The sequence below is a fragment of the Aureisphaera sp. genome, assembly GCF_059726885.1.
Genome location: NZ_AP041051.1, coordinates 1202791 through 1226704 on the forward strand (window position 1 = coordinate 1202791; position 23914 = coordinate 1226704).

25 protein-coding genes and 1 tRNA gene are annotated in these 23914 nt (G+C 40.3%); 18 read left to right on the forward strand and 8 right to left on the reverse strand.

Annotation, left to right across the window (positions count from 1 at the left end; translation table 11 throughout):
• Positions 1-60 precede the first annotated feature (60 nt).
• The 4 genes from AC6JAD_RS05375 (at position 61) to AC6JAD_RS05390 (ending at position 4355) form a co-directional block, all read left to right on the forward strand.
• Positions 61-1515 (forward strand): sensor histidine kinase, encoded by a 1455-nt coding sequence (locus AC6JAD_RS05375; RefSeq protein WP_461302167.1) that lies wholly within the window; start codon positions 61-63, stop codon positions 1513-1515.
• 78 nt (positions 1516-1593) lie between these two features.
• On the forward strand, positions 1594-2376 hold the full coding sequence (locus AC6JAD_RS05380) for an enoyl-CoA hydratase/isomerase family protein (protein ID WP_461302166.1): 783 nt from the start codon (positions 1594-1596) through the stop codon (positions 2374-2376).
• Positions 2377-2477: 101 nt separating this feature from the next.
• Entirely contained in the window at positions 2478-3212 is a 735-nt protein-coding gene (locus AC6JAD_RS05385; protein ID WP_461302165.1) for a hypothetical protein, read from the forward strand.
• A 75-nt stretch (positions 3213-3287) separates the two neighbouring features.
• Complete coding sequence (locus tag AC6JAD_RS05390; RefSeq protein ID WP_461302164.1) at positions 3288-4355, forward strand: PA0069 family radical SAM protein; 1068 nt, start codon at positions 3288-3290, stop codon at positions 4353-4355.
• Here AC6JAD_RS05390 and AC6JAD_RS05395 read toward each other — a convergent pair whose 3' ends face one another.
• From AC6JAD_RS05395 to AC6JAD_RS05405, 3 genes are all read right to left on the reverse strand, one after another.
• Positions 4356-5015, reverse strand: coding sequence for an HD domain-containing protein (locus tag AC6JAD_RS05395; RefSeq protein ID WP_461302163.1), 660 nt, complete (start codon positions 5013-5015; stop codon positions 4356-4358).
• Positions 4999-5736 (reverse strand): lysophospholipid acyltransferase family protein, encoded by a 738-nt coding sequence (locus AC6JAD_RS05400; protein ID WP_461302162.1) that lies wholly within the window; start codon positions 5734-5736, stop codon positions 4999-5001. The genes AC6JAD_RS05395 and AC6JAD_RS05400 overlap by 17 nt, the downstream gene beginning before the upstream one ends.
• Positions 5737-5802: 66 nt before the next feature.
• Positions 5803-6213: a BrxA/BrxB family bacilliredoxin gene (locus AC6JAD_RS05405; RefSeq protein ID WP_461302161.1), complete on the reverse strand. Its 411-nt coding sequence runs from the start codon at positions 6211-6213 to the stop codon at positions 5803-5805.
• 177 nt (positions 6214-6390) lie between these two features.
• On the opposite strand from AC6JAD_RS05405, the gene AC6JAD_RS05410 reads away from it, so the two are divergent.
• The 9 genes from AC6JAD_RS05410 (at position 6391) to AC6JAD_RS05450 (ending at position 13578) form a co-directional block, all read left to right on the forward strand.
• Positions 6391-7128 carry a TerB family tellurite resistance protein gene (locus AC6JAD_RS05410; RefSeq protein ID WP_461302160.1) on the forward strand — a complete coding sequence of 246 codons (738 nt, stop codon included), beginning with the start codon at positions 6391-6393 and terminating at the stop codon, positions 7126-7128.
• A gap of 41 nt (positions 7129-7169) precedes the next feature.
• Positions 7170-7619, forward strand: coding sequence for a YHS domain-containing (seleno)protein (locus tag AC6JAD_RS05415; RefSeq protein WP_461302159.1), 450 nt, complete (start codon positions 7170-7172; stop codon positions 7617-7619).
• A 104-nt stretch (positions 7620-7723) separates the two neighbouring features.
• On the forward strand, positions 7724-8380 hold the full coding sequence (locus tag AC6JAD_RS05420; protein WP_461302158.1) for a metal-dependent transcriptional regulator: 657 nt from the start codon (positions 7724-7726) through the stop codon (positions 8378-8380).
• Position 8381: 1 nt separating this feature from the next.
• Positions 8382-9179: a transporter gene (locus AC6JAD_RS05425; RefSeq protein ID WP_461302157.1), complete on the forward strand. Its 798-nt coding sequence runs from the start codon at positions 8382-8384 to the stop codon at positions 9177-9179.
• A gap of 6 nt (positions 9180-9185) precedes the next feature.
• Positions 9186-10100 carry a metal ABC transporter solute-binding protein, Zn/Mn family gene (locus AC6JAD_RS05430; RefSeq protein ID WP_461302841.1) on the forward strand — a complete coding sequence of 305 codons (915 nt, stop codon included), beginning with the start codon at positions 9186-9188 and terminating at the stop codon, positions 10098-10100.
• Positions 10101-10835, forward strand: a complete 735-nt coding sequence (locus tag AC6JAD_RS05435; protein ID WP_461302156.1) for a metal ABC transporter ATP-binding protein — start codon at positions 10101-10103, stop codon at positions 10833-10835. It abuts the gene before it with no gap.
• 8 nt (positions 10836-10843) lie between these two features.
• Positions 10844-11980, forward strand: coding sequence for a metal ABC transporter permease (locus AC6JAD_RS05440; protein WP_461302155.1), 1137 nt, complete (start codon positions 10844-10846; stop codon positions 11978-11980).
• A complete protein-coding gene (locus AC6JAD_RS05445; RefSeq protein ID WP_461302154.1) occupies positions 11961-13121 on the forward strand; it encodes a metal ABC transporter permease in 1161 nt (386 codons plus the stop codon). Before AC6JAD_RS05440 ends, AC6JAD_RS05445 begins: the two co-directional genes overlap by 20 nt.
• Positions 13122-13173: 52 nt before the next feature.
• Entirely contained in the window at positions 13174-13578 is a 405-nt protein-coding gene (locus AC6JAD_RS05450; protein ID WP_461302153.1) for a hypothetical protein, read from the forward strand.
• Positions 13579-13749: 171 nt separating this feature from the next.
• Here the strand turns inward: AC6JAD_RS05450 and feoB are convergent, their stop codons facing one another.
• From feoB to AC6JAD_RS05465, 3 genes are all read right to left on the reverse strand, one after another.
• On the reverse strand, positions 13750-15849 hold the full coding sequence (gene feoB / locus AC6JAD_RS05455) for a ferrous iron transport protein B (protein WP_461302152.1): 2100 nt from the start codon (positions 15847-15849) through the stop codon (positions 13750-13752).
• 2 nt (positions 15850-15851) lie between these two features.
• Positions 15852-16079: a FeoA family protein gene (locus AC6JAD_RS05460; RefSeq protein WP_461302151.1), complete on the reverse strand. Its 228-nt coding sequence runs from the start codon at positions 16077-16079 to the stop codon at positions 15852-15854.
• Between the two features lie 93 nt (positions 16080-16172).
• Complete coding sequence (locus tag AC6JAD_RS05465; RefSeq protein ID WP_461302150.1) at positions 16173-16847, reverse strand: SCO family protein; 675 nt, start codon at positions 16845-16847, stop codon at positions 16173-16175.
• A 150-nt stretch (positions 16848-16997) separates the two neighbouring features.
• On the opposite strand from AC6JAD_RS05465, the gene rseP reads away from it, so the two are divergent.
• The 3 genes from rseP (at position 16998) to AC6JAD_RS05480 (ending at position 18886) form a co-directional block, all read left to right on the forward strand.
• Entirely contained in the window at positions 16998-18338 is a 1341-nt protein-coding gene (gene rseP, locus AC6JAD_RS05470; RefSeq protein WP_461302149.1) for an RIP metalloprotease RseP, read from the forward strand.
• Positions 18339-18411: 73 nt separating this feature from the next.
• Positions 18412-18485: transfer RNA gene (locus tag AC6JAD_RS05475), tRNA-Asn, on the forward strand.
• 116 nt (positions 18486-18601) lie between these two features.
• A complete protein-coding gene (locus AC6JAD_RS05480) occupies positions 18602-18886 on the forward strand; it encodes a GIY-YIG nuclease family protein (RefSeq protein ID WP_461302148.1) in 285 nt (94 codons plus the stop codon).
• A 138-nt stretch (positions 18887-19024) separates the two neighbouring features.
• Here the strand turns inward: AC6JAD_RS05480 and AC6JAD_RS05485 are convergent, their stop codons facing one another.
• Entirely contained in the window at positions 19025-20365 is a 1341-nt protein-coding gene (locus tag AC6JAD_RS05485; protein WP_461302147.1) for a sensor histidine kinase, read from the reverse strand.
• Positions 20355-21707, reverse strand: coding sequence for a sigma-54-dependent transcriptional regulator (locus tag AC6JAD_RS05490; protein ID WP_461302146.1), 1353 nt, complete (start codon positions 21705-21707; stop codon positions 20355-20357). The genes AC6JAD_RS05485 and AC6JAD_RS05490 overlap by 11 nt, the downstream gene beginning before the upstream one ends.
• A gap of 204 nt (positions 21708-21911) precedes the next feature.
• Between AC6JAD_RS05490 and AC6JAD_RS05495 the strand changes: the two genes are divergently transcribed.
• On the forward strand, positions 21912-23162 hold the full coding sequence (locus AC6JAD_RS05495; RefSeq protein WP_461302145.1) for an efflux RND transporter periplasmic adaptor subunit: 1251 nt from the start codon (positions 21912-21914) through the stop codon (positions 23160-23162).
• 23 nt (positions 23163-23185) lie between these two features.
• On the forward strand, positions 23186-23863 hold the full coding sequence (locus AC6JAD_RS05500; RefSeq protein WP_461302144.1) for an ABC transporter ATP-binding protein: 678 nt from the start codon (positions 23186-23188) through the stop codon (positions 23861-23863).
• Positions 23864-23914: the final 51 nt, after the last annotated feature.

The window sequence follows — 23914 nt, forward strand, 5'->3', positions numbered from 1 at the left end:
ATATTTACGTTTCTATTGTTTGGTTCAATTATTGCTATCATCTGAAGCAAATCTAACCCTATGGGATTATTGAAATCATTACGTTTCCGAATTTTCTTATCCATGTTACTGTTGGTGGCAACCGCCTCCATTCTCATAGCGGTAGTAACCGTATATCAATATAGGGAGGAAGCGCAGGATTATCACCGGGAACGTTTGTCACGTAAGGAAACTGCGATTACCAAAAACATTGAATACGTTCTTAGAAATACCACTTATCCCATTGAAACGGAAAACATTCCGCTAATCTTCAAGAACAAGATTTATGAGATAAAGGATGTAAATGGCCTGGAGATTTATTTTTATGATCTTCAGGGGAAGCTACTGAAGTCCTCCCGCGCGTCGTTTTTAAAGGACACTTCTCATGCTAGACTTCCCAAACAAATTCTTGAAAATTTGGAGAACTCTGCAGATAAAAGGCACCTCATAGAGTTCATGGAAGACGGTCAAAAGTACCAGTCCTCCTATTTCTACATAACAGATCCTTCATTCAAGCCGCTGGCCATACTCAATTTGCCGTATATTGAAGATGACGACCTCATTAATAAGGAGCTAAAGGAAAGTCTCACTCGCATGGGGATTGCCTACTTGGTCATGTTACTTTTCGCCATAGCACTGGCCTATTTTCTGTCCAAATATATAACCCGCTCCCTAAATCAGGTAAGTGAAAAAATAACGGATACCCGACTTAATAAACGGAACAAGAAAATTGATCTAGACTCCAATACTACCCAGGAAATCTCGAATCTGGTTGTTGCTTATAATGGTATGATCGACGAATTAGAAATAAGCGCAGCGCAGCTTGCCGCCAGTGAACGAGAGGCAGCATGGCGGGAAATGGCAAAACAAGTAGCTCATGAAATTAAGAACCCACTAACACCCATGAGGCTTACGGTACAGAGTTTCCAGAGAAAATTTGATCCGACCGATGAGAATATAAATCAGAAACTCGCAGAATACAGCAATACCCTTATTCAACAAATTGACACCATGAGTTCTATTGCATCGGCATTCTCCACCTATGCCGATATGCCTGCCCAGCAGGATGAGACCTTGAATATTGTTAGAATTACCAAGCTCGCTATTGAAATCTTTAATGAAGATTATATTTATTTCTTTTCCGATGAGGAAGAAATCATTTCAAAATTTGACCGGACTCAATTAATTCGTGTCGTAACCAATTTGGTCAAAAACAGTATTCAGGCAATAGAGCAGAAACGACCTGAAAATCCTAGGATAGATGTTACGGTTTCATCCCAAGATAATGAAACCCATATTACCGTATGGGATAATGGAATTGGAATTCTGGACAGTAATAAGGATAAAATATTCGAGCCTAAGTTTACAACCAAGTCTAGTGGAATGGGGTTGGGATTGGCTATGGTAAAGAATATTGTGGAAACCTATGGAGGAAACATAACCTTTACTACCGATGAAGGCAAAGGAACCACTTTTACCGTTTCCATCCCCAAATAACTTATCAATTGCATTTTGGTTTTGATAAAGGCGCATCTTTGGCTAACTTGCACCTGAAACTCCCCAAAAAAATGCAGGATGGATTACGAAAATATTTTATGCGATTTCAACAATGGTATTACCACAATAACCATTAACAGACCTTCCAAATTGAACGCCCTGAACAGGGCAACCATCAAAGAACTTCACGATGCTTTTAAGGAAGCTGATAAAGATGATGACACTAAGGTGATCATCATAACTGGAAGTGGTGAAAAGGCCTTCGTAGCTGGTGCAGATATCAGTGAATTTGCAGATTATTCCGTTTCTCAGGGGGAGCGATTAGCTGCACAGGGGCAAGCCCTTCTGTTCGATTTTGTAGCTCATTTAGGAACTCCTGTTATTGCTGCCGTAAATGGCTTTGCTTTAGGTGGAGGTTTAGAGTTGGCAATGTCTGCACACTTCAGGGTTGCGAGCGATAATGCCAAAATGGGATTGCCTGAAGTTTCTCTCGGTGTAATTCCGGGATATGGAGGAACTCAACGCTTACCCCAATTGGTGGGCAAAGGTCGGGCTATGGAAATGATCATGACTGCAGGGATGATTTCTGCTGAGGATGCTTCATCTTACGGATTGGTAAATCATGTAGTACCCCAGGACGAATTGCTCCCATTGGCAGAAAAGATTGCTGGCAAAATTATGAGGAACTCTCCTGTGGCCGTCGCTGCCGCTATTAATTCGGTAAATGCTGGATTTGAAGATGGTGAAAATGGTTTCGATACCGAAATTACGGAATTTGGTAAGTGCTTTGGTACCGCAGATTTCAAAGAAGGGACGCAGGCCTTTTTGGAGAAACGCAAGCCAGAATTTCCCGGGAAATAAGCGCTTCTTAAAACTTCAAGTATTCTGTTAGGTTTATTTTGTGAGAACCATCCATTAATAGTACTTTTCGCTACACTAATTCTTAGATAAAAATTCACCTTATGCGCAAACTATTCACCCTGATATTTTGTTCTTTTTTTATTTTTTCATGCAGTGATGATAGTGTCTCCGATGAATTCGAAGAGGTAAATGGAGACGTCCCTGTTAGATTGATCTCCCAAGTTACCATGAATTCGGTTCAAGACCCAACTGTAAACAGAACCTTTCAGATTAATTATGTAAACAATCGTGTAACCAGCGCGAGCAATGGTGAGGAGACGGGTGTTTTGGTCTATGAAAATGACCAATTAATAACGCTAACAGGCAACGGCGAACCCTTCAGCATTAATGATCTGTATCAATCTCCCTACGAAGGCTTCCAATATGGCGATGTGTTGCAATATGATTCCAATGGCAATCCGATTCGGGTGTTACTTTTAGAAGAAACATCTGAGGGTACCGAAGAATATACTGCAGAAATTGGCTACGATAACACCCACAATCCATACTATTATACTTTAGATGCTGCTAGAATGATCGATGTTTTGGATCGTGTTGACGTTGATTTCTCAATGGCACCACAACCCTCTGAAATCGTACAGGCCAGAATGTTATTCCCTTTAAATAACCCCAAGGAAATCGTTTTCAGGAATTCGAACAATGTTGTTGTACATCAGGTAGTTGCAGATTATTCATACGATTCCGATGATTACCCTGTTTTTGCCACATTTACTTCCACCTCTTTTGTAGATAATGAAACCATCATCTACACTTGGGATTACAATTATAGAGATTAGGATATATTCCAAATAAAATTGGAATTATTCCATAATTGTAATTAACTTTGAGGAAGACATCCTACAAAGTAAATTATGTCCCAATCCATTCACGGGCGTGGCGCCCAAAAAAAAGTGCATAATCGTTTTCAAGCGCTCGAACACGAGCCCTTAAACGAGTACCTCAATTTTTGTGAGATTGAAGGCGAAGAAGCCGATAAGAGTCGCACGCAGTATATAGATGTATTCCCAAAAACATTTGTAAATAAGGTTACCAGTCCGGATGTAGGTATGATGTATTCGGCCAATCCTTTTCAGGGTTGCGAGCATGGTTGTGTATATTGCTATGCACGGAATTCCCATGAATATTGGGGATATGGTGCCGGCGTTGATTTTGAACGAAACATACTAATAAAAAAAAACGCTCCATCCCTACTGGAAAAAAAGATTAGGGGCAAAAATTGGATGGGTGATACCATTGTGTTCTCTGGAAATACGGATTGCTACCAACCCATTGAAAGAAAGCTCAAGATTACTAGAAAATGTCTTGAGGTAATGCTGAAATGGAGAAATCCAACAGGCATCATTACCAAGAATGCATTAATACTTCGCGACCTAGATCTGTTGAAGGAAATGGCTCGTTACAACACTATTGGCGTACATATTTCAATAACCTCTCTCTCGGAAGATACCCGCAGGCTATTAGAACCACGGACCTCTAGCATTAAAAATAGATTGAAGACCGTAGAAGTCCTATCATCGCACAATATTCCTGTCAATGTGATGATCGCCCCAATTATTCCTTCACTTAATAGCCATGAAATCCTACCAATCATTAAAAAAGTGGCTTCACTAGGGGCCATTAGTGTTGCCCACACCATAGTTCGGTTAAATGGCCAAATTGCAGAAATATTTTCCGATTGGGCCAAGAAAAGACTCCCGAATAAAGCCGATAGAATGTTGCATCAGATTGCCGAATGTCACAACGGAAAGTTGAACGACAATGAATGGGGTCGTAGGATGAGGGGTGAGGGAATCCTGGCCAAGCAAATTGCAGATACGGTGCGTCTGGGAAGAACAAAGTATTTAAAAGGGAAAAAAATGCCCGTGTTGGACAACACTCACTACCTAAACCTTAAAAATCCTCAACAAAAGTTATTTTAGTTACTGCTCACCTTCCCATTCGGCATAAAACCGTGAGAGGAAATTTTCCATGAATTCATGCCTTTTCTCGGCCAGCCGCCTTCCAGTTTCTGTATGCATTCGATCTTTTAAAAGCAGTAATTTTTCATAGAAATGGTTAATCGTTGGGGCCTTAGAGGCTCTATATTCTTTTGGGGTCATGTGCAAGTTTGGTGGAATGGAAGGATCGTATAGGCTCCTGTTTTTAAACCCTCCATAATTGAAAGTGCGGGCAATCCCAATGGCTCCCAAAGCATCCAACCGATCCGCATCTTGTACCACTCGGAGCTCAGGCGAATCGAATGTCTTTAGGGTATTGCCTCCTTTAAATGACACATTTTCAATAATGGAAACCACATGCTCGATGGTGACTGAGGAGGCCCCTTCATCCTCCAAGAATTTTCGCGCTATTCTAGGCCCTATGCTCTCATCTCCGTTATGGAATTTGGCGTCGGCGATATCATGAAGTAATGCGGCCAATAATACCACTTCCTCATCCACCTTTTCCGTTTTAGAGATTGCCAAGGTATTTTTAAATACCCTTTCTATGTGAAACCAATCGTGTCCCCCTTCGGCAGATTTCAATTCTTTCTGAACAAAAGCTTTGGTGCGATCTATTAGGGAACTAGTATTTGAGGTCATCCTTAATTTGGGTTTCAATGGACTTTATAAGAGCAGCATGATCTGGGTGATCACTCAACTTAATGGGAGGGTGTATTTTCAGTTTTAGGTGGGTTCCTAAGCCCATTGGGAATTTACCATACCGAATGGTTTTCCATGAATCATTAATTGATACGGGAAGTATGATAGCAGATGGAATTCCTTCGAACAAAGTATGCAATCCTTTTACCTGAAAAGGTCTTGGCCTACCATCCCGACTCCGTGTTCCCTCCGGAAATATTACTGCAGCCCTATTATTGGTTTCAATATACTTGGCAAACTCCTTAATGGCTATAATGGCTTGCTTAGGGTTTTTTCGATCTATTAGGACCGAACCTCCATGACGAAGGTTATAGGAAACGCTTGGAATCCCTTTTCCCAACTCCTTTTTACTAATGAACTTTGGGTGGTGTTTTCTCAAATACCAAATAAGGGGTGGAATATCGAACATACTTTGGTGATTGGAAACAATAATTACAGGATGTCCGTCGGGTACTTTGTGCGGATGGTCACAAGAAAAACGAGTGCCCAGTAAATTCTGGCAGCGCATCAAACAAAATTGCAGGGCATCTACAACTACCTTATGTGTTGTATATCCGAACACATTCAATGCCACCCATTGCAACGGATGAAATACCAACAAGGTAATCCCAAAGAAAATGAAATAAATAACCGATATGGGATATGCAAGCAACTTGGTCATACTTCAAAAATAAAAAAAACCGCCCCAAACTAATAGGACGGTTTCTTATTTCGAAAAAATTATGTCTTAACAATAATCGTCGTACGCACCTTTCAGGTTCTCAGCGATCAAATCGGCCGATCTTCCTTCAATGTGATGACGTTCTAGCATATGCACCAATTCCCCATCCTTAAAAAGTGCCATGGAAGGTGAACTTGGAGGAAACGGTACCATTTGCGCCCTAGCTGCATCTACAGCTTCAAAATCTACTCCAGCAAACACGGTTACCAGATGATTAGGGGTTTTGGCATTTTGCAAAGAAATTCTTGCGCCAGGACGTGCATTGGCTGCTGCGCATCCGCATACGGAATTAACAACTACCAAGGTAGTGCCTTCTTTAGCAAGTGCATCGGTTACATCTTGGGCAGTAAACAATTCGGAAAAACCGATATTGGTTAGATCTTCTCGCATGGGTTTAACCAACTCTGGTGGATACATATATATCTGTTTTAAATGTGTAACAATTAGAATGCAAAGATAACTAATTTAAAGGACAAGGATTTGGATGGTAAACGTTAAAGAGTTGATAAAGTGACTTTTGTTTTCTTGCTACTGAAAACGCCAGCGGCACTCTCCAAGAAAAATGTACTTTTACCACTTTAATTCGCAAAAAGAATGATTCGTTGGCTTGCCGCAGTTTTAGGTTATTCCTTCTTTAGATTTCCAGGAGCCATCATTGGGTTCGTATTGGGAAGTATATTCGACAATATGAATGCTGGAAAGACGCGCCCCCGAAGACGTACTGTATTCAGTCAAACAAGGGATAAGGTAACGCCAGCAGATTTCGAATTAAATCTTCTTTCACTGGCCTCTATTGTTATTAAGGCAGACGGTAACGTAAACCAAACAGAATTGGATTACGTTCGAAAATATTTTGTGCAGGCCTATGGTAAGGAGCGAGCCAATGCGACCTTCAAAGTTTTTAATGAGGTTATTAAAAAGCGTGAGATCTCAGCCCAGAACATTGCGCAGCTACTAAAACAGCGCATGCGTTATGAATCGCGGTTGCAAGTGATTCATTTCCTTTTCAGCATTGCGAATGCAGATGGTCATGTTTCTCAGCCAGAGGTCCAGGAAATACATAAGATTGGATTGTATTTGGGAATTCAGATGCGTGATTTTGAAAGTATTAAAGCGATGTTTTTCAAAAATCCGGATAGTGCCTATAAAATCCTTGAAATCGAACGAACTGCATCCGTCTCGGAGATCAAAAAAGCCTACCGTGAAATGGTTAAGAAATACCACCCCGACAAGCTTCGCCATATGGATGAGGCCTACACCAAAGGTGCTGAAGAAAAGTTCAGGAAAGTTCAAGAGGCCTATGAACAACTTCAAAAAGAAAAAGGATTTTAGTATCTAAGTAAGGATTACATCTTTTACACTACTAAAAGGGCATGAAAAAATTAATTTTAGTATTAGCTGTTTTTGCCGTAAGTACTGTTACATGGGCTCAAGATCATGTAAACCTTAAAAACAATTATGCCGCAGAAGGATATGATGTGGTCTCCTACTTTCAGGACAATCCCCAAAAGGGAGATAAACAGTTTTCACATACGCATGAAGGCGTGCGCTATAAGTTTGCCTCTCAGGAAAACCTAAAAATATTTCAAGACAGTCCAGACAAATATATCCCTCAATATGGAGGATACTGTGCCTATGCCATTGCCAAGAAAGGTGAAAAAGTAGGGGTAAATCCAAAGACTTTCGTTATTACCGACGGAAAACTCTATCTGTTTTACAATAGTTGGGGAGTAAATACCTTGGAAAAATGGAATGACGAAGGATCGGAACAATTGCAAAAAGAGGCCGACAAACGTTGGCAGGACCTAGTAAAAACACAATAAATTGAACCCCTTACATTACAGTAGGGGTTTTCTTTTGATTCTATTTTTAGGCTAGACTAAATATTTTATATATATGAATCAAAAAATATGTTTACCTTTGTCATATGTATTCATTAGCTGAAGAAAACTATTTGAAAGCCATTTACCACTTGGAGCAAGATGTGAAAGGTGGTGTAAGCACCAATTCCATTGCCGATAAAATGGACACCAAGCCCTCATCTGTAACCGATATGGTTCAGAAATTGGCAGAAAAAGGAGTGCTTTCCTATAAAAAATACAAAGGAACTACGCTTACTTCCAAAGGACGAAAAACGGCAGCCGGGGTAATTCGCAAACATCGTTTGTGGGAAGTTTTTTTGGTGGATAAACTGGACTTTCACTGGGATGAGGTACATGAAATTGCTGAGCAATTGGAACACATTCATAGTGAAGAGCTCATTACACGATTGGACAAATTTCTGGGCCATCCCGATTTTGACCCTCATGGCGATCCTATCCCCGACAAAAATGGAAACGTCAAGAAAACTGAAAAGAAACTGCTTTCCGAACTGACCAAAAAACAAAAAGGGGTTTGTGTGGGCGTAAAAGAAACCAGCAGTGAATTTCTTCAGTACCTAGATAAAAGGAAGATTACCATAGGCACAAAACTTACGGTGCTTGGGAAGGAGTTTTTCGACGGATCCATGATCATACAAGTAGGTCGGGATCAATTTTTTATATCGAAGAAAACAGCCGAAAATTTATATATCCAGACAACATAATATGAAACCAACCAAACTATTTAGTGTGCTCTTCTTTCTGGCTTGTACTTTTCAGGTACTTGCCCAAGATGATGAGCTTAACAGCGAACCGGAGCTTATTACGGATCGCCCAGATGCTACGGAAGCACCTTCTACAGTTCCATTGGGTTCCTTACAGATTGAAACCGGCGCATTTTACACCTCTTTTGAAAAGGATAATGTTAAACAAGAGGTTTTGGGTTACAATACCACTCTCTTACGTTACGGTTTGCTCGAAAATTTCGAATTGCGACTGGGATGGAACTTTGAAGAAGGACGCACTTCTATAGGAGGCAACAAATTGGATGATGTACAAAGCGGATTCTCTCCATTATTGGCGGGGATGAAGGTAAATATAACCCAAGAAGAAGGCTGGTTGCCCACTATTGGGCTTATAGGCCATGTCTTCCTTCCATTAAGTGCCTCGTCAGACTATCGCCCGGAAACCACTGGGGCAGATTTTAGGTTTTCCTTTGATCATACCCTCTCCGAAAGTTCAAGCATTGCCTATAACATTGGGGCTCAATGGGGGAATGATTCCCCAGAAATTGCCTACATCTACACCTTGGCATATGGATACAGTATTTCGGACAGGTTTGGACTGTATGCCGAAGTATATGGCGATTTTCCAGAGGACAATAAGGCAAATCATTTATGGGATGCAGGACTTACCTACTTGGTTAAGAACAATCTTCAATTGGATGCTACTGTGGGCACTAGTTTTACCGAAGGACAGGATCTATTGCTTTCTGTTGGGGCCAGTTATCGAATCCCTAAATAAAATATGATGAAAAAGACATTATACATTGCGTGCCTAAGTTTACTCCTATTGAATTGTAAAGGCAAGGAAAGCGACGGAACCTCAAAGTTGAAGGTAGTAACAACTACGACCATGGTTACGGATCTAGTTAAAAACATAGGGGGTGATAACATTGAAGTAGATGGACTTATGGGTGCAGGTGTAGACCCTCACTTATATAAAGCCAGTGAAGGGGATGTTTCTAAACTATACAATGCAGATATCATATTTTACAATGGGCTTCATTTGGAAGGAAAATTGGTAGAAGTATTCGAAAAAATGGAAAGTCCAACCAAAACCCAAGTTGCCCTTGGTGAAGCATTGGATAAGTCGGGCCTTATAGGGTCCGAATATTTTGCATCCAATTATGACCCACATGTATGGTTTAATATCGATTATTTCAAGGAATTTACCCGCCAAGTTACCGCTACACTAGCCGAGAAAGACCCAGAAAATAGCGTGAATTATGTGAAGAACGAAACGGCATATTTGGCCAAATTAGATGATCTTAAGATAGCCGTGGAAGCCAAGATCGCTTCCCTTCCAAAAGAGCAACGGATTTTAGTGACAGCTCACGATGCCTTTAATTATTTTGGGTCCGCCTACGATTTTGAAGTCGTAGGATTACAGGGACTTTCTACGGCTACAGAGGCCGGTGTGCAAGATGTGCAACGCCTTTCCAATTTCATTATTGAAAAGCAGGTGAAGGCTATCTTCGTTGAAAGTTCTGTGCCTAGAAGAACCATCGAAGCGCTACAGGAAGCTGTAAAATCGAAGGGATTTGACGTGAAAATAGGGGGATCATTGTTTAGTGATGCCCTCGGAAGTCCAGATACAGAAGAAGGAACCTACATCGGTATGTTTCAATACAATGTGAACACCATAGTAGACGAACTAAAATAAATGGAAAAGATAGCCGTACAAGTAGATGACCTTACCGTAGCTTATAACTATAAGCCAGTACTTTGGGATATCGATTTGTTTATTCCCGAGGGTGTCCTTATGGCTATCGTAGGACCCAATGGGGCAGGAAAATCCACACTTATTAAATCCATCCTGGGGATCATAGATCCTATTGCTGGAAGCGTTTCCATTTACGGAAAACCCTATGAAAAACAGCGGAAACTGGTTGCTTATGTCCCGCAAAAGGGCAGTGTAGATTGGGACTTCCCTACTACTTCATTGGATGTTGTAATGATGGGAACGTATGGCAGTTTGGGCTGGATAAAACGCCCCGGTGCCAAGCAGAAAAAAGTGGCTTTGGAAGCCCTTGAGAAGGTAGGTATGTTGTCCTTTAAAAACAGGCAGATAAGTCAATTAAGTGGAGGACAACAACAGCGGGTTTTTCTGGCTCGTGCCTTAGTACAAAATGCCTCCATTTATTTTATGGACGAACCTTTTCAAGGAGTAGATGCCACCACGGAAATAGCCATTATAAATATATTAAAGGAACTTCGGAAAGCAGGTAAAACGGTGGTGGTGGTGCATCATGATTTGCAAACCGTCCCGGAATATTTTGACTGGGTTACTTTTCTGAATGTTAAAAAAATTGCCACTGGGCCCGTAAAGGAAATCTTTAATGATGATAACCTTACAAAAACCTATGGGATCAATTACAAAGTAGCGATTAGCAAGTAGACAACATCATGTCATTAAGTGAATACTTTCAACTGGTAATCTCCGATTACACCCTTCGCACCATAACGCTGGGAACTGCGGTATTAGGAGCCATTTGTGGTATGCTGGGAAGTTTTGCGGTATTGCGTAAACAAAGTCTCTTGGGGGATGCCATTTCACATGCTGCATTGCCTGGTATCGCATTGGCCTTTCTCATTACGGGGGCTAAGGATACCAACATTCTTTTGCTGGGAGCACTAATAAGTGGTCTCATTGGTACTTTTTGGATTCGTGGTATGATCACCAAAACCCACCTTAAAACAGATACAGCACTTGGGCTCATCCTATCCCTTTTCTTTGGTTTTGGAATGCTATTACTAACTTTTATTCAGAAGCAGCCCAATGCCAATCAAGCGGGGCTTGACAAATATCTTTTCGGTCAGGCCGCTACATTGGTCGAAAAAGATGTGATTCTTATGTCTTCCGTTACGGGTATTTGTCTTGTGGTGCTATTATTGTTTTGGAAAGAATTCAAAATCATGTTATTCGATGCTGATTTCACAAAAACTTTGGGTTTCAATGTGCGGTTTATTGACATCCTAATAACCTTTTTCATTGTCTTGGCCATTGTACTCGGCCTTCAAACCGTTGGAGTGGTGCTTATGAGCGCCATGTTATTGGCTCCTGCTGCTGCTGCGCGACAATGGACCAATAAATTGAGTACGATGATTTTTTTGGCAGCCATTTTCGGTGCGTTTTCCGGGGTTTTCGGAACAGCAATTAGTGCATCCCAGAACAACCTTTCTACTGGACCTGTTATTGTGTTAGTGGCAGCCGTGTTTGTTATTTTTTCGTTCATTTTTTCACCGGGCAGGGGAATTCTATTTCGTCAACTGCGATTTCGTAAGAACAGAAGGGATCTAAAACTTCAAAAGACATTGCAATTTATGCACAGTATCGCGGTAACCCATGAAAACATTGAACACCCGCATGCCATAAAAATCCTCAATAACTTTCAGGGATTTACGAGAAAAACCCTTCAGAAACTTGAGGAGAAGGATTGGATTACCCTTACCGGGCAACAATGGGCCATGACACCCGAAGGTTTTCATCGGGCAGAGAATTTATTCAACCAGCAATTTTCAGATGAACGCACCACAAATTGAAATACAACTTATAGCAGTGGTAGTAGCTATCGCCTGTGCCATTCCAGGAGTGTTTCTAGTGCTAAGAAAAATGGCTCTGATAAGTGATGCCATTAGTCATTCCATTTTACCGGGTATTGTACTGGGATTCTTTCTTACCCATGACCTTAACTCTCCTTGGCTTATCCTTTTGGCAGCAATTACAGGCGTCATAACCGTAGTATTGGTTGAGGCCATTCAGAAAACGGGTCTAGTTAAGGAAGACACGGCCATAGGCCTTGTTTTTCCAGCTCTCTTCAGTATTGGGGTCATCCTAATTGCCAAAAACGCCAATGATGTTCATTTGGATGTAGATGCAGTGTTGTTGGGCGAATTAGCCTTTGCCCCTTTTGATCGTTTGTTGTTATTTGGTGCAGATGTAGGACCCAAATCACTTTGGGTTATGGGCATCATTCTGCTTTGTACCCTAACGCTACTTTTTCTGTTTTTCAAGGAACTAAAAGTTAGCACTTTCGATGCAGGTTTGTCTTCGGCATTGGGAATCTCGCCTGTTATTATGCACTACGGGCTCATGTCCGTTTCATCCATTACAGTTGTTGGGGCTTTTGACGCAGTGGGTGCCATTTTGGTCGTAGCGCTTATGATTGCCCCAGCGGCAACAGCTTACCTATTAACGAGTGATTTGAAGAAAATGCTCGCATTATCTATTGTATTCGGAATGGCCTCTGCCCTCATCGGGTATTGGGCTGCCCACTTAATGGATGCTTCGATTTCTGGTGCCATGACTACCGTATTGGGATTGGTCTTTCTTGGAGTTTATTTGTTTGCGCCCAAAAAAGGACTAATATCTGTACTCTACAGGCAGAAACAACAACGCACCGAAGTTTCGTTACTTACCTTCCTATTGCACCTCAACAATCACCAGGATGTAAGTGAACGGCATATTAATCACCTCAATGAACACATCAACTGGCAAAAAGTACGTTCTAAAACGGTTGTTGAATTGGCTCTAAAGAACAATATGGTTTCCATTGAAGACCATGTGGTATCCCTCACTGAAAAGGGTCGGGAATTTACAGAATTGGCCTTGGAATACATTATTACGAATAAGGACGAGAAGATAGAACCCATGAAAGACGACTTCTTCCTTTTCAGGGGATAACAGATTATTGGCACGGTTTTTCCATTACCTTTATACATACATTGATTATACCATGAAAAAGTATCTATACATTTTGGTTTTATTAATTCCAACATTACTTATGGCACAGGATGACAAAGCTTCCACCCCGCAAATTGGGATTAAAATGGACATAGATGAAACAGTCACGCTTGGTGAGGTATCCATTACTTTTGTAAAGGTATTGGAAGACTCCCGTTGCCCTAAATATGTAAATTGCATGTGGGCTGGACAGGCTCGCATTGAGGTGATGATTTCGGAAAAGGGAAAAGATACCATTACAAAAGAGATTACTCTTGGAGCCAATGAAGCATCTTCCAAGAATAAGACCTTTTTCAAAAAGGACAACTATTTCATTAAGGTAATGGCACTGAATCCATATCCTGAGGATGGTAAGGAAAAAGAACCTTACACCTTGCTTATTTGTGAAGGAAGCTAGTTAATGGCAACCGCAGTCTTTATTTCCACATTTGGTTTTTTCCCCGTCTAAGGTACCTGTAGTTTTTTGGCGGGTTTCAAAAATGGGATTCCAAACAAACTTCTTGAGCAAGAAACCTGTAGCAAGACAAAAAGTGATAATAACTAAAATGGTCTGCATACGTTAAAGATATCAATTTAAAATTTGGTAAGCACCTAAGGCAACTACGTAAGCGATAATGGTCATAACCCCTAACTGCCACATGGGCCACTTCCAACTATTGGTTTCCCTCTTAACAATGGCGAGTGTACTCATGCATTGCATCGCAAAGGCATAAAATAATAATAGTGAGATCCCGCTGGCAAAATTAAATCTTGGTGTCCCCAAAATTGGATTTATCTCGGCCGCCATCCTGTTCTTTATGGTTTCCTCTTCTTCACTGCCCACACTATAAATAGTCGCTAAGGTTCCAACAAATACCTCCCTTGCGGCAAATGAGCTTACGATCGCTATTCCAATTTTCCAATCGTAGCCTAACGGTTCCACAGCAGGTTCTATGGCTTTACCAAGAATACCGATATATGATTTTTCCAGTTTATAGGATGCAATCTTGGTATCCATTTCCTCCTCTGTTAAAGAGGAACTGCTATTTTCTTGTCTTACAATCTCTTCTGCATTGTTAAAGTCGCCCGGACCATACGAAGCTAACACCCAAAGAATAATGGATATTGCTAAAATGATCTTTCCCGCTCCCAACACAAAAGACTTTGTTTTCTCCACTACAGTAATTAATACATTTTTAGGCATGGGAACCTTATAGTTGGGCATTTCAATCACAAAGAACGTTCTGCTTCTAATCTTGAGTATCTTGTCCAGCAAATAGGCTGAGAAAATAGCGGCTCCGAAGCCCAGCAGGTATAAAAACATTAGAGTAAGACCCTGCAAACTAAAAATACCTAGTACCCGTTCTTCGGGAATCACCAATGAAATGATAATTAAATAAACAGGAAGGCGGGCTGAGCAAGTGGTGAATGGTGTTACTAAAATGGTTATAAGGCGTTCTTTCCAATTTTCAATATTCCTGGTGGCCATGATAGCGGGAATAGCACAAGCAGTCCCTGATACAAGCGGCACCACACTCTTTCCACTCAATCCGAATCGCCGCATGATGCGATCCATTAAAAAAACCACACGACTCATATATCCACTTTCTTCCAGTACGGAAATAAAGAGAAACAAAAAGGCTATCTGAGGAATAAAAATAACTATACCCCCTAATCCAGAAATAATTCCTTCGGCCAAGAGATTGGTAAAATCACCCGGGGGTAAGGTCTCCTTTACCCATTCACTAAGCGATGCAAATGACACGTCAATAAAGTCCATTGGGTAGGTGCTCCAATCGAATATGGCTTGAAATATGAGCAGAAGTATCCCAAAGAAAATAAGATAACCCCATACTTTGTGTGTTAGGATACGATCTAATCGACTCCTAAAATCCTTGGCATTCGCTGTATCTATGGTTAAGGATTCCTTGAGCACCTCATTTATAAATTGATACCGCTTTACGGTTTCCTTTTGCTGTAAGCGCTTTAAATTGCTTTTAGATTCCGTTTTGAAAGAACCTACTCCCTTAAACTCATTTCTATCCAGTTTCCCGAAATTAACGTCTTGCGTTATAACCAACCACAGCTTATATAGATCCTGATTGGGAAAGGTTTTTTTAAGGCTTTCAAAATATTCGGGAGCAATGGCCGAAGCGTCCAAACATGGTTTGGTCGAGATCTGTTTATAATTGGCTATGAGGTTCTTTAGCTCATCAAACCCTGTGTTCTTTCTCGAACTAATGAGTGCAATTTTGGTTTCCAGTCGTTCTTCGAGCCTTTCAATATCCAACGAAATCGCTTTCCGTTTCATCCTATCGGACATATTGATCGCCAAGATCGTAGGAATTCCCAAGTCCTTTATCTGGGTAAACAGTAATAAATTCCTTTTCAGGTTTTCAATTTCACAAACCACTACCGCTACTTCGGGATAGTCTTTATCGTTTTTATTTAGCAGCAACTCAATGACCACATTTTCATCGAGTGAAGAGGCATTAAGACTATAGGTCCCGGGTAAATCCAGAATATGAGCTCGTACACCCCTTTCTAACTTGCAAATACCTTCTTTTTTCTCTACAGTTATCCCAGGATAATTCCCTACCTTTTGGTTGAGACCTGTAAGTCTATTAAAAACGGAGGTTTTACCCGTGTTTGGGTTACCAATTAGTGCAACATTAAACTGTTTGGCCATACTTAGGGAATCAATTCAATTTCAATCTGTGCTGCAGTATCTTTTCGAATGGCTAAGTAACTTCCGTTTATATTGAGATAAAGAGGATCGTGAAAAGGTGCGGTTTGCACCAATGCCACTTCATTTCCTGGAAGGCAGCCCATTTCCAATAGCTTTAAAGGGACCAAATCAATGGAAAACTCCTTGATTATGGCACGTTCCCCTTTCTTAAGATGAGCAATGGTGGGCATGTTTCTTATTTAGACTGATTTTAAACAATGCAAATGTAATGGAAAATTGTGGAATGGTAAAAGTATTTTCCTGGATTCATTTTGGGATGCTATCTATGATTTCTTTTCCTTCTTTAGAATTTCAATTTCTTCCAAGAGTCGCTGAATTTCCTCCGGATCGGTACCATCATAAAGCCCCCGGATTCTCCTTTGGGTATCCACCAACACAAAATTCTCTGTATGGATCATGCCATAGGTATCGATCCCGGGAATATCCTTAACCACCAAATAGGACTTCCTTGCCAAATCATAAATTTGCTTCTTATCTCCTGTAACCAAGTTCCATTTTTCATCATCCACACCTTTCTCTAAAGCATATCTCTTCAATTGCGCAACCGTATCTATTTCTGGGGTTACCGTGTGGGACAATAGCAGGACATCCTTGTCTTTTGATAGCTTCTGCTGAATCTCCCTCATATGATCGGTCATAATTGGACAAATGGTCTGACAGGTCGTAAAGAAGAAGTCGGCCACATAGATTTTACCGTCATAATCCTCTTGGGTTATCTCTGCTCCATTTTGGTTCACTAAGGAAAAATCTGAAATGGTATGGTATTTTTTTACATGCTGAAGGGTAGAATCGACCAATACAGGATCGATTTCGGAAGGTTGATACACCTTCAGTTTCGGAACTGGCCTCAATGCCGTATACATTCCATATATGATAATGACAGACAATCCTGCCAGTACAAGGGCGAAAAATTTATATTTAGCAAAGAACCGAAGCATCTGTATTTTTTTGCAAAATTACCATCTAAAAAAGTATTGTGCTCCCGTGAAGCGTTAAAACTTTTCTAATAGAGTGGTTATGGGGTTTTATTAATTTTTTTAACCGCCCAGTTTCAGTTACTTTTGTCGTTCAATTTTTGAGACTAGAATATGGAAATCGTTATAAAAATATCCCAATTTCTATTGAGCCTTTCCCTGCTCATTGTTTTACATGAATTTGGGCACTTTCTTCCTGCACGCCTTTTTAAGACCCGTGTGGAGAAGTTCTTCCTCTTCTTCGATATAAAGTATGCACTTTTTAGGAAGAAGATTGGGGAAACCGTTTATGGTATTGGCTGGCTTCCTTTGGGAGGATACGTTAAGATATCTGGAATGATCGATGAGAGCATGGACAAAGAACAGATGGCCGAACCACCCAAGCCTTGGGAATTTAGAAGTAAAAAGGCATGGCAGCGTCTAATTATTATGCTTGGAGGTGTCATAGTTAACTTCATTGTGGCCCTACTCATTTATATTTTTGCCTCCGCATTTTACGGGGATACAGACGTTGCAACCAGTAGTCTAAAATCTGGACTGCATATTGAGAATACAACCCTGGAGGATATTGGTTTTCAAACCGGTGATGAGTTCGTATCCATAGATGGGGAAGCATATGAGAACTATTCTGATATTAGAAATGCGTTCATCGTTGCGGACGAGGTGACCATAAAACGCAATGGAGTTGAACAATCCATTACGCTTCCTGAAGACTTTTTAGGACGTTTAAGTGAAACTAGTGATCAAGGGCTTTTCGATCTAAGAATCCCTTTTATAGTTGCAGCAGTGCCAGACTCTTCTGCAAATAAAAATGCGGGCTTGGTTCAAGGCGATCATTTGAGGAAAGTGAATGGTTCGCCTGTTGAATACTATGATGAATTGTTGGCGGTATTGAATAATGCCAAGGGACAAACCATCGCTGCCACATTTGTAAATGATGGCAACGAAAAAGAAGTTACCCTTAACGTCAGTAAGGAAGGGACGCTGGGAGTTCTATACGAACAAAACCCCAAGAAATTCGAAGAAATGGGTTATTACAAAGTGGTTCGCAAGGAATATACCTTCTTGGAGAGTTTTGGTGTAGGGTGGAACAAATTCACTGCAAAGTTCGCTTGGTATGGGAACCAATTAAGGAAAATCTTTAATCCAAGCACTAAAGCGTATAAAGGTATAGGTGGTTTCAAGGCCATTTATGATATATTTCCTGACTTCTGGAGTTGGGAAGCATTCTGGAGTATTACGGCCTTCCTATCCATCATGCTAGGGGTATTGAACTTATTGCCCATTCCTGCTTTAGATGGTGGGCATGTTATGTTTTTACTTTGGGAAATGGTGACTGGGCGTAAACCTGGAGACAAATTTATGGAGTATGCACAGGTAGTTGGTTTCTTTTTGTTGATTGCACTATTGCTTTTTGCAAACGGAAATGATATTTACAGGGCCATTACGAAGTAAAAAAATATAAATTTCTTTTTTGCGCAGATAAAAATTAATTTATATTTGCATCCGCTTAAAAGGAATTAAACCTTCCTCCATAGCTCAGTTGGTTAGAGCACCTGACTGTTAATCAGGGTGTCCTTGGTTCGAGTCCAAGTGGAGGAGCAATAAAGTAGAGCAGAGCTCGCTTTATTGCGGCAAAGTGAACAAAGTTCTACTTTGCTGCGAGAGAAAACCCAACCCCTAGTAGTTTTACTAGGGGTTTTTTGTTTGTATAATTTATGATTCTTCCCTTTTGCGTATATGTACTTCAAAGTGAAAACGATCTTCTTCTGTATCATGGGTTTACTACCAATATTGAGAAACGACTTAGAGATCATAATGCAGGAAAAACAATAAGTACCTCTAAAAGAATACCACTAAGGTTGGTTTTTTGTGAATTCTATCTCAGCAAAAAGGACGCCATGCGCAGGGAAAAATATCTTAAGACCAGTCAAGGCAAAAGAATGTTGAAATTGATGTTAAGGGAAACACTACATCAAATAAACTATCCTAAAACCAATTAGAAAACTTGGACGAGAAGTTTATGCTGAGCGCAACCGAGGTGTGGAGGAGCAAAACAAAACCCACTCATTTTGAGTGGGTTTTTTCTTTTATATGATTTGGAGTCAAATTCAAGGGCTTTGTAAAAAATAAAGCTCCCGCTAAAACACCAAACTAAAAACCGTTCCTTCACCTTCAATACTTTTTACCAATATCCTACCCCTATGTAGCATCATGATCTGCTTGCACAGACTTAGGCCAATGCCACTACCTGTTTCCTTACTCGTAAAGAAAGGCACAAAGATGTTTTCTAAAATATCCTGGGGAATACCGGAACCGTTATCATAAACTTTTATAACTACATCCCTATTCCGGCTTTGTGAGGCTAATACTTTAATTTGTGCATCTTCCTTATGTTTACAAGCATCTACCGCATTTAGGATTAGGTTAATCATCACTTGTTCGATGAGATAGGCGTCTATATCCAGTTCTAATCGAGAACCCGACACATTAAACTCAACTGAAATATTCTTTGCCTCAATGGATGGCGCCATCAATAACTGAATATTCTCAAACAATTCAGTGACTCGTACTTTTTGCAGATTTAGCTTCGTTACCTTGTTCAAACTGCGATACGTTTTTGCAAATTGCAATAGGCCTTCACTCCTTTTTTTAATCGTACGAATACCAGCGTTCAGGTCATTCAATTCTAATGGTTCATCTGAATTTTGAATGGCATGTGCTACGTTAGATTGAAGCGTATCGGCAAGCGAAGATATAGGTGCAATAGAGTTCATGATCTCATGTGTCATGACACTCAATAACTTCTTCCATGATTCAGATTCATTTTTATTTAAGGTATCCTCTATATTCTGAATTACAATAAGCTTGAATGCATCATCATCTACTTGAAATACAGTATCTGAAATTAGAATCTTTATACGTTCGTTCTGTAATGCAATTGCTACAGAATCCGGCTCTCTGTGATAGGTTTCAAAAACGGTATTGAACAACTCAGGTTTTCTGTTCTCTACAAAACGTATGTTCTTAAAGGAAGGTAAATCTAAAATATCACCAAAGGAATCATTGCTCCACAACACATCGCCAGACTCCAGATTATAGGCGATGATTCCGATATCGACCATCTCTAGGATCTTTTGCAAATAGACGTATTGTGCTTGGTTTTGCGCATTAATTTCCTTGATGGTTCGGTTTATTTCATTAAAGCCTGTGTATAAAAAGCGAATGTCTTTTGGGCCTCTATCTTCAGGGAACCAACGCGAAAAATCCCTGTATTTCACCGCTTCAAAAAAATCATCCATGGCTACGAATCGGCGTTTTACGAAAGTGTAGGTGTCAACAATTAGGTACAATAACAACACTCCCGCCAGAATCGCATACAATGTATTCTCAACATAAATGCTGTAACCCAAGGCAAGGATGAGACCGACTAATACAAAGATTCTAAAATAGAGTCTTAAGATGTAGCCTTTATAGTTCATACTTATCTAATCTTCTATACAAGGCAGCTCTTGTAATGCCCAATTCTTTTGCAGATTTAGAAACGTTCCCTTTGTGCTTTTCCAGTACAGTGAGAATGGCATTTTTTTCTATATCGTCCAGGTTTAAACTTGAAGTCTCAAAGCTTTTGGATTTCGTCGATCTTTCGATGGAAGAGAATACCAAATCCTCCGCTTCCAAGACGTTGTCATCGGCCATAATTACAGCACGCTCCAATACATACTGAAGCTCTCTTACATTACCCGGAAAATCGTGAGTTTTCAATTTTTTTATGAAATTAGAACCAAGTTTGAATCCTCCCTTATTGTACTTTTCTGCATAAAGGGAAACGAAATAATGTGTTAACTCAGTGATATCAGTGCCTCGATCCCTCAACGGCGGAATGATGATATCCACTGTATTAATCCTATAAATCAAATCTTTTCTAAATTTCTTCTCATCGGCAAGGGCTTCTGGAGCTACATTGGTAGCACAAATCAGCCGAATATCTATAGGAATGGCAATATTAGAACCCAATGGGGTCACTTGTCTATTCTGCAAAACAGTAAGCAGTCTTACTTGCTGACCTAAAGGAATATTCCCAATCTCATCTAAAAATAATGTTCCGCCATTTGCGGCTTCAAAGCGACCTTCCCGATCTTCGGAAGCTCCTGTGAAAGCACCTTTTTTGTAACCAAACAATTCACTTTCAAAAAGGGAAGCTGTCAATGCTCCCACATCGACCTTCACAAAGGGCTTATCCCTTCGATTCGAACTATCGTGAAGTGCTCTTGCAATTAAGTCCTTACCCGTACCATTTTCGCCTAAGATGAGGACGTTGGCATCTGTTGGTGCCACTTTATTGAGTTTTACAAAGACATCCTGCATTACCCCACTATCACCTATGATTTTTGTGCCTGAAGGTTGCAACCCTTGCGTCTTTTGATCAGTAGACCTTTTTTTAGAGAGAATGGTCGTGATCGTCTCAATTATTTTTTCATTTTTCCAAGGCTTCACAAAAAAGTCTGCCGCACCTTCCTTGAGCCCTTTGATTGCCAAGTCAATGTCTGCATAAGCTGTCATGAGAATGACTGCGATCTCTGGTTTTACATTTTTTATGGAATTCAACCAATAGATCCCTTCATTGCCGGTATGCACCAAACCGCTAAAATTCATATCCAGAATAACGATATCGAATGCATTTCTCTGAATTAAAGCCGTAATGTTATTGGGGTTCCTTTCCGTAACTACATCTTTTACCATAGGTTTAAGCAGTAGTCGCAATGCCATGAGTACATCTGAATCATCATCTACAACAAGTATGCTGGCATTTTTCAAGATCATTATACAATATTACGATTTTCTACTCAAGAGGTAAAGACATAAAGATTAGAAGTTTGTGACACCTAGTGGTGTACATTTTTGAACACAAGGTGTATCAAAACCGAACACTTCTTTTTTTTATAAAATTCATAATCACTTGATTGTCAAGTAAATAAGTTTTTGGTACGCTATTCCCACTATATAATGTCAAAACGAATTAAAAAAATGGATGTACCAATTGAAAAGAAAAAGTTTTCAAACCAAAAATTAGGACTCTATGGAGGTATTGCGTTGCTCGTTGCCTTAATTGTTTTTGTTATTGTAAAGACTTCTGGGGGTTCAAAGCTGAATGTTGATAAAGAGCGTATCTCGATACATACAGTTTCTAATGATGTTTTTCAAGAGAACATTCCCGTCAGCGGAATTGTACTTCCAGTTACTACCATCTATCTCGACGCCTTAGAAGGTGGCCGAGTAGAAGAGATCTTCGTTGAGGATGGCGCAATGATGAAGAAGGGGGAACCTATTTTGAGACTATCAAACACTGATCTGGAATTAAGTCTAATCAATCAGGAAACTTCAGTGTATAATTTGTTAACCCAAATGCAGATTTCCCAGAATCAGGCACGTCAAAATACCATCAATCGAATGAATCAATTCACAGATGTGGAGAATGGGCTTATAGAAGCGAAACGTGTGTACGAACTCAATGAAAGGCTTCATGAAAAAGGCGCCATTGGCAGACAGGATTATGAATCTTCGAAAAATAATTACGAGTACCAGCTCGAACGTATGAAATTGGCAGAGCAAGTATTGTCCGAAGATTCTATTTCTTCTAAACTAGAAATCGGTCAGGCCAGGGATTCATACGCCAGAACCCAAAGTGCCCTGGAGCTTATGCGCAAAAAAGTAGGTGATCTAGTTGTGCGCGCTCCAATAGATGGACAATTAACCTCGTTAGACGCTGAGATAGGTCAATCCATTACCAAGGGAACACGCCTAGGTCAAGTAGACGTAACTACTGGCTACAAGGTAAGGGTTGATATTGATGAACATTACATTTCTCGAATTTATAATGGACAAATAGGAACTTTTACACTGAACAACAAAGCCTACACCTTGGTAATTAAAAAAGTATTTACGCAAGTCACTAATGGTCGATTTCAAGTAGATATGAAATTTGATGGTGAAACCCCAGAAGGTATTAGAAGAGGGCAAAACCTACAGATTCGTGTAGCATTAAGCGCAGAGAAAGAAGCACTACTGGTTGCCAAAGGAGGGTTCTTTCAGAAAACTGGCGGAAACTGGATGTTTAAAGTGAGTGAAGATGGCAACTCAGCTTACAGGGTTGACGTAAGACTTGGCAGTCAGAACACAGAGTATTATGAAGTGCTTGAAGGCTTACTTCCTGGTGACAAGGTGGTAACATCGAGTTACGATTCGTATGGAGACGTAGAAGAATTGATATTAAAATAAAACACAATCAAAAAATCATAACGATGATACAAATACAAGATCTAGAGAAATTTTATCGTACTGAAGAGGTACAGACCATTGCCTTGAATAAACTGTCATTTGAAGTTAAAGAAGGAGAGTTTGTTGCCATTATGGGTCCTTCAGGTTGCGGAAAATCCACCTTATTAAACATCATAGGTTTACTCGATGATTCTGATGGCGGCAGCTTTAAATTTAACGGAGAAGAGGTCTCAGGATATAATGAACGCAAACGTTCAGAATTGAGAAAGCGCAACATAGGATTTGTTTTCCAAAGTTTTAACCTCATCGATGAGCTTACCGTATTCGAAAATGTTGAACTTCCATTAATCTACACTGGGGTTAAACCTGCAGAACGTAAAAAGAAAGTGGAAGCGGTTCTCGAAAAAATGCAAATCATGCATCGAAGAAACCACTTTCCACAACAACTTTCCGGTGGGCAGCAACAGCGCGTTGCAGTAGCTAGAGCGGTAGTAAATAACCCCAAGCTCATTTTAGCAGATGAACCTACAGGAAATCTAGATAGTATCAACGGAAATGAAGTAATGGATTTATTAATTGATCTCAATGAAGGAGGCACCACCATAGTCATGGTAACACATAGTGAGCATGACGCTAAGTACAGTCATCGTATCATAAGAATGTTAGACGGTCAGAAGGTTACTGAAAATATTTTGGCCTAATGAAAAATTTCATCAATCAAGAATTGGAGCGCACATCGGTATAGAACGAAT

Excerpts from the sequence above, each read along its gene's own strand:
- AC6JAD_RS05440 (WP_461302155.1), top strand. The coding sequence starts at position 10,844 with ATGTCATTAAGTGAATACTTTCAACTGGTAATCTCCGATTACACCCTT.
- AC6JAD_RS05500 (WP_461302144.1), top strand. The coding sequence starts at position 23,186 with ATGATACAAATACAAGATCTAGAGAAATTTTATCGTACTGAAGAGGTA.
- AC6JAD_RS05380 (WP_461302166.1), top strand. The coding sequence starts at position 1,594 with ATGGATTACGAAAATATTTTATGCGATTTCAACAATGGTATTACCACA.
- AC6JAD_RS05385 (WP_461302165.1), top strand. The coding sequence starts at position 2,478 with ATGCGCAAACTATTCACCCTGATATTTTGTTCTTTTTTTATTTTTTCA.
- AC6JAD_RS05490 (WP_461302146.1), bottom strand. The coding sequence starts at position 21,707 with ATGATCTTGAAAAATGCCAGCATACTTGTTGTAGATGATGATTCAGAT.
- AC6JAD_RS05445 (WP_461302154.1), top strand. The coding sequence starts at position 11,961 with ATGAACGCACCACAAATTGAAATACAACTTATAGCAGTGGTAGTAGCT.
- AC6JAD_RS05375 (WP_461302167.1), top strand. The coding sequence starts at position 61 with ATGGGATTATTGAAATCATTACGTTTCCGAATTTTCTTATCCATGTTA.
- AC6JAD_RS05495 (WP_461302145.1), top strand. The coding sequence starts at position 21,912 with ATGGATGTACCAATTGAAAAGAAAAAGTTTTCAAACCAAAAATTAGGA.
- AC6JAD_RS05395 (WP_461302163.1), bottom strand. The coding sequence starts at position 5,015 with ATGACCTCAAATACTAGTTCCCTAATAGATCGCACCAAAGCTTTTGTT.
- AC6JAD_RS05485 (WP_461302147.1), bottom strand. The coding sequence starts at position 20,365 with ATGAACTATAAAGGCTACATCTTAAGACTCTATTTTAGAATCTTTGTA.
- AC6JAD_RS05435 (WP_461302156.1), top strand. The coding sequence starts at position 10,101 with ATGGAAAAGATAGCCGTACAAGTAGATGACCTTACCGTAGCTTATAAC.
- AC6JAD_RS05410 (WP_461302160.1), top strand. The coding sequence starts at position 6,391 with ATGATTCGTTGGCTTGCCGCAGTTTTAGGTTATTCCTTCTTTAGATTT.
- AC6JAD_RS05465 (WP_461302150.1), bottom strand. The coding sequence starts at position 16,847 with ATGCTTCGGTTCTTTGCTAAATATAAATTTTTCGCCCTTGTACTGGCA.
- AC6JAD_RS05460 (WP_461302151.1), bottom strand. The coding sequence starts at position 16,079 with ATGCCCACCATTGCTCATCTTAAGAAAGGGGAACGTGCCATAATCAAG.
- AC6JAD_RS05425 (WP_461302157.1), top strand. The coding sequence starts at position 8,382 with ATGAAACCAACCAAACTATTTAGTGTGCTCTTCTTTCTGGCTTGTACT.
- AC6JAD_RS05390 (WP_461302164.1), top strand. The coding sequence starts at position 3,288 with ATGTCCCAATCCATTCACGGGCGTGGCGCCCAAAAAAAAGTGCATAAT.
- AC6JAD_RS05450 (WP_461302153.1), top strand. The coding sequence starts at position 13,174 with ATGAAAAAGTATCTATACATTTTGGTTTTATTAATTCCAACATTACTT.
- feoB (WP_461302152.1), bottom strand. The coding sequence starts at position 15,849 with ATGGCCAAACAGTTTAATGTTGCACTAATTGGTAACCCAAACACGGGT.
- AC6JAD_RS05480 (WP_461302148.1), top strand. The coding sequence starts at position 18,602 with ATGATTCTTCCCTTTTGCGTATATGTACTTCAAAGTGAAAACGATCTT.
- AC6JAD_RS05400 (WP_461302162.1), bottom strand. The coding sequence starts at position 5,736 with ATGACCAAGTTGCTTGCATATCCCATATCGGTTATTTATTTCATTTTC.
- AC6JAD_RS05405 (WP_461302161.1), bottom strand. The coding sequence starts at position 6,213 with ATGTATCCACCAGAGTTGGTTAAACCCATGCGAGAAGATCTAACCAAT.
- AC6JAD_RS05430 (WP_461302841.1), top strand. The coding sequence starts at position 9,186 with ATGAAAAAGACATTATACATTGCGTGCCTAAGTTTACTCCTATTGAAT.
- AC6JAD_RS05415 (WP_461302159.1), top strand. The coding sequence starts at position 7,170 with ATGAAAAAATTAATTTTAGTATTAGCTGTTTTTGCCGTAAGTACTGTT.
- AC6JAD_RS05420 (WP_461302158.1), top strand. The coding sequence starts at position 7,724 with ATGTATTCATTAGCTGAAGAAAACTATTTGAAAGCCATTTACCACTTG.
- rseP (WP_461302149.1), top strand. The coding sequence starts at position 16,998 with ATGGAAATCGTTATAAAAATATCCCAATTTCTATTGAGCCTTTCCCTG.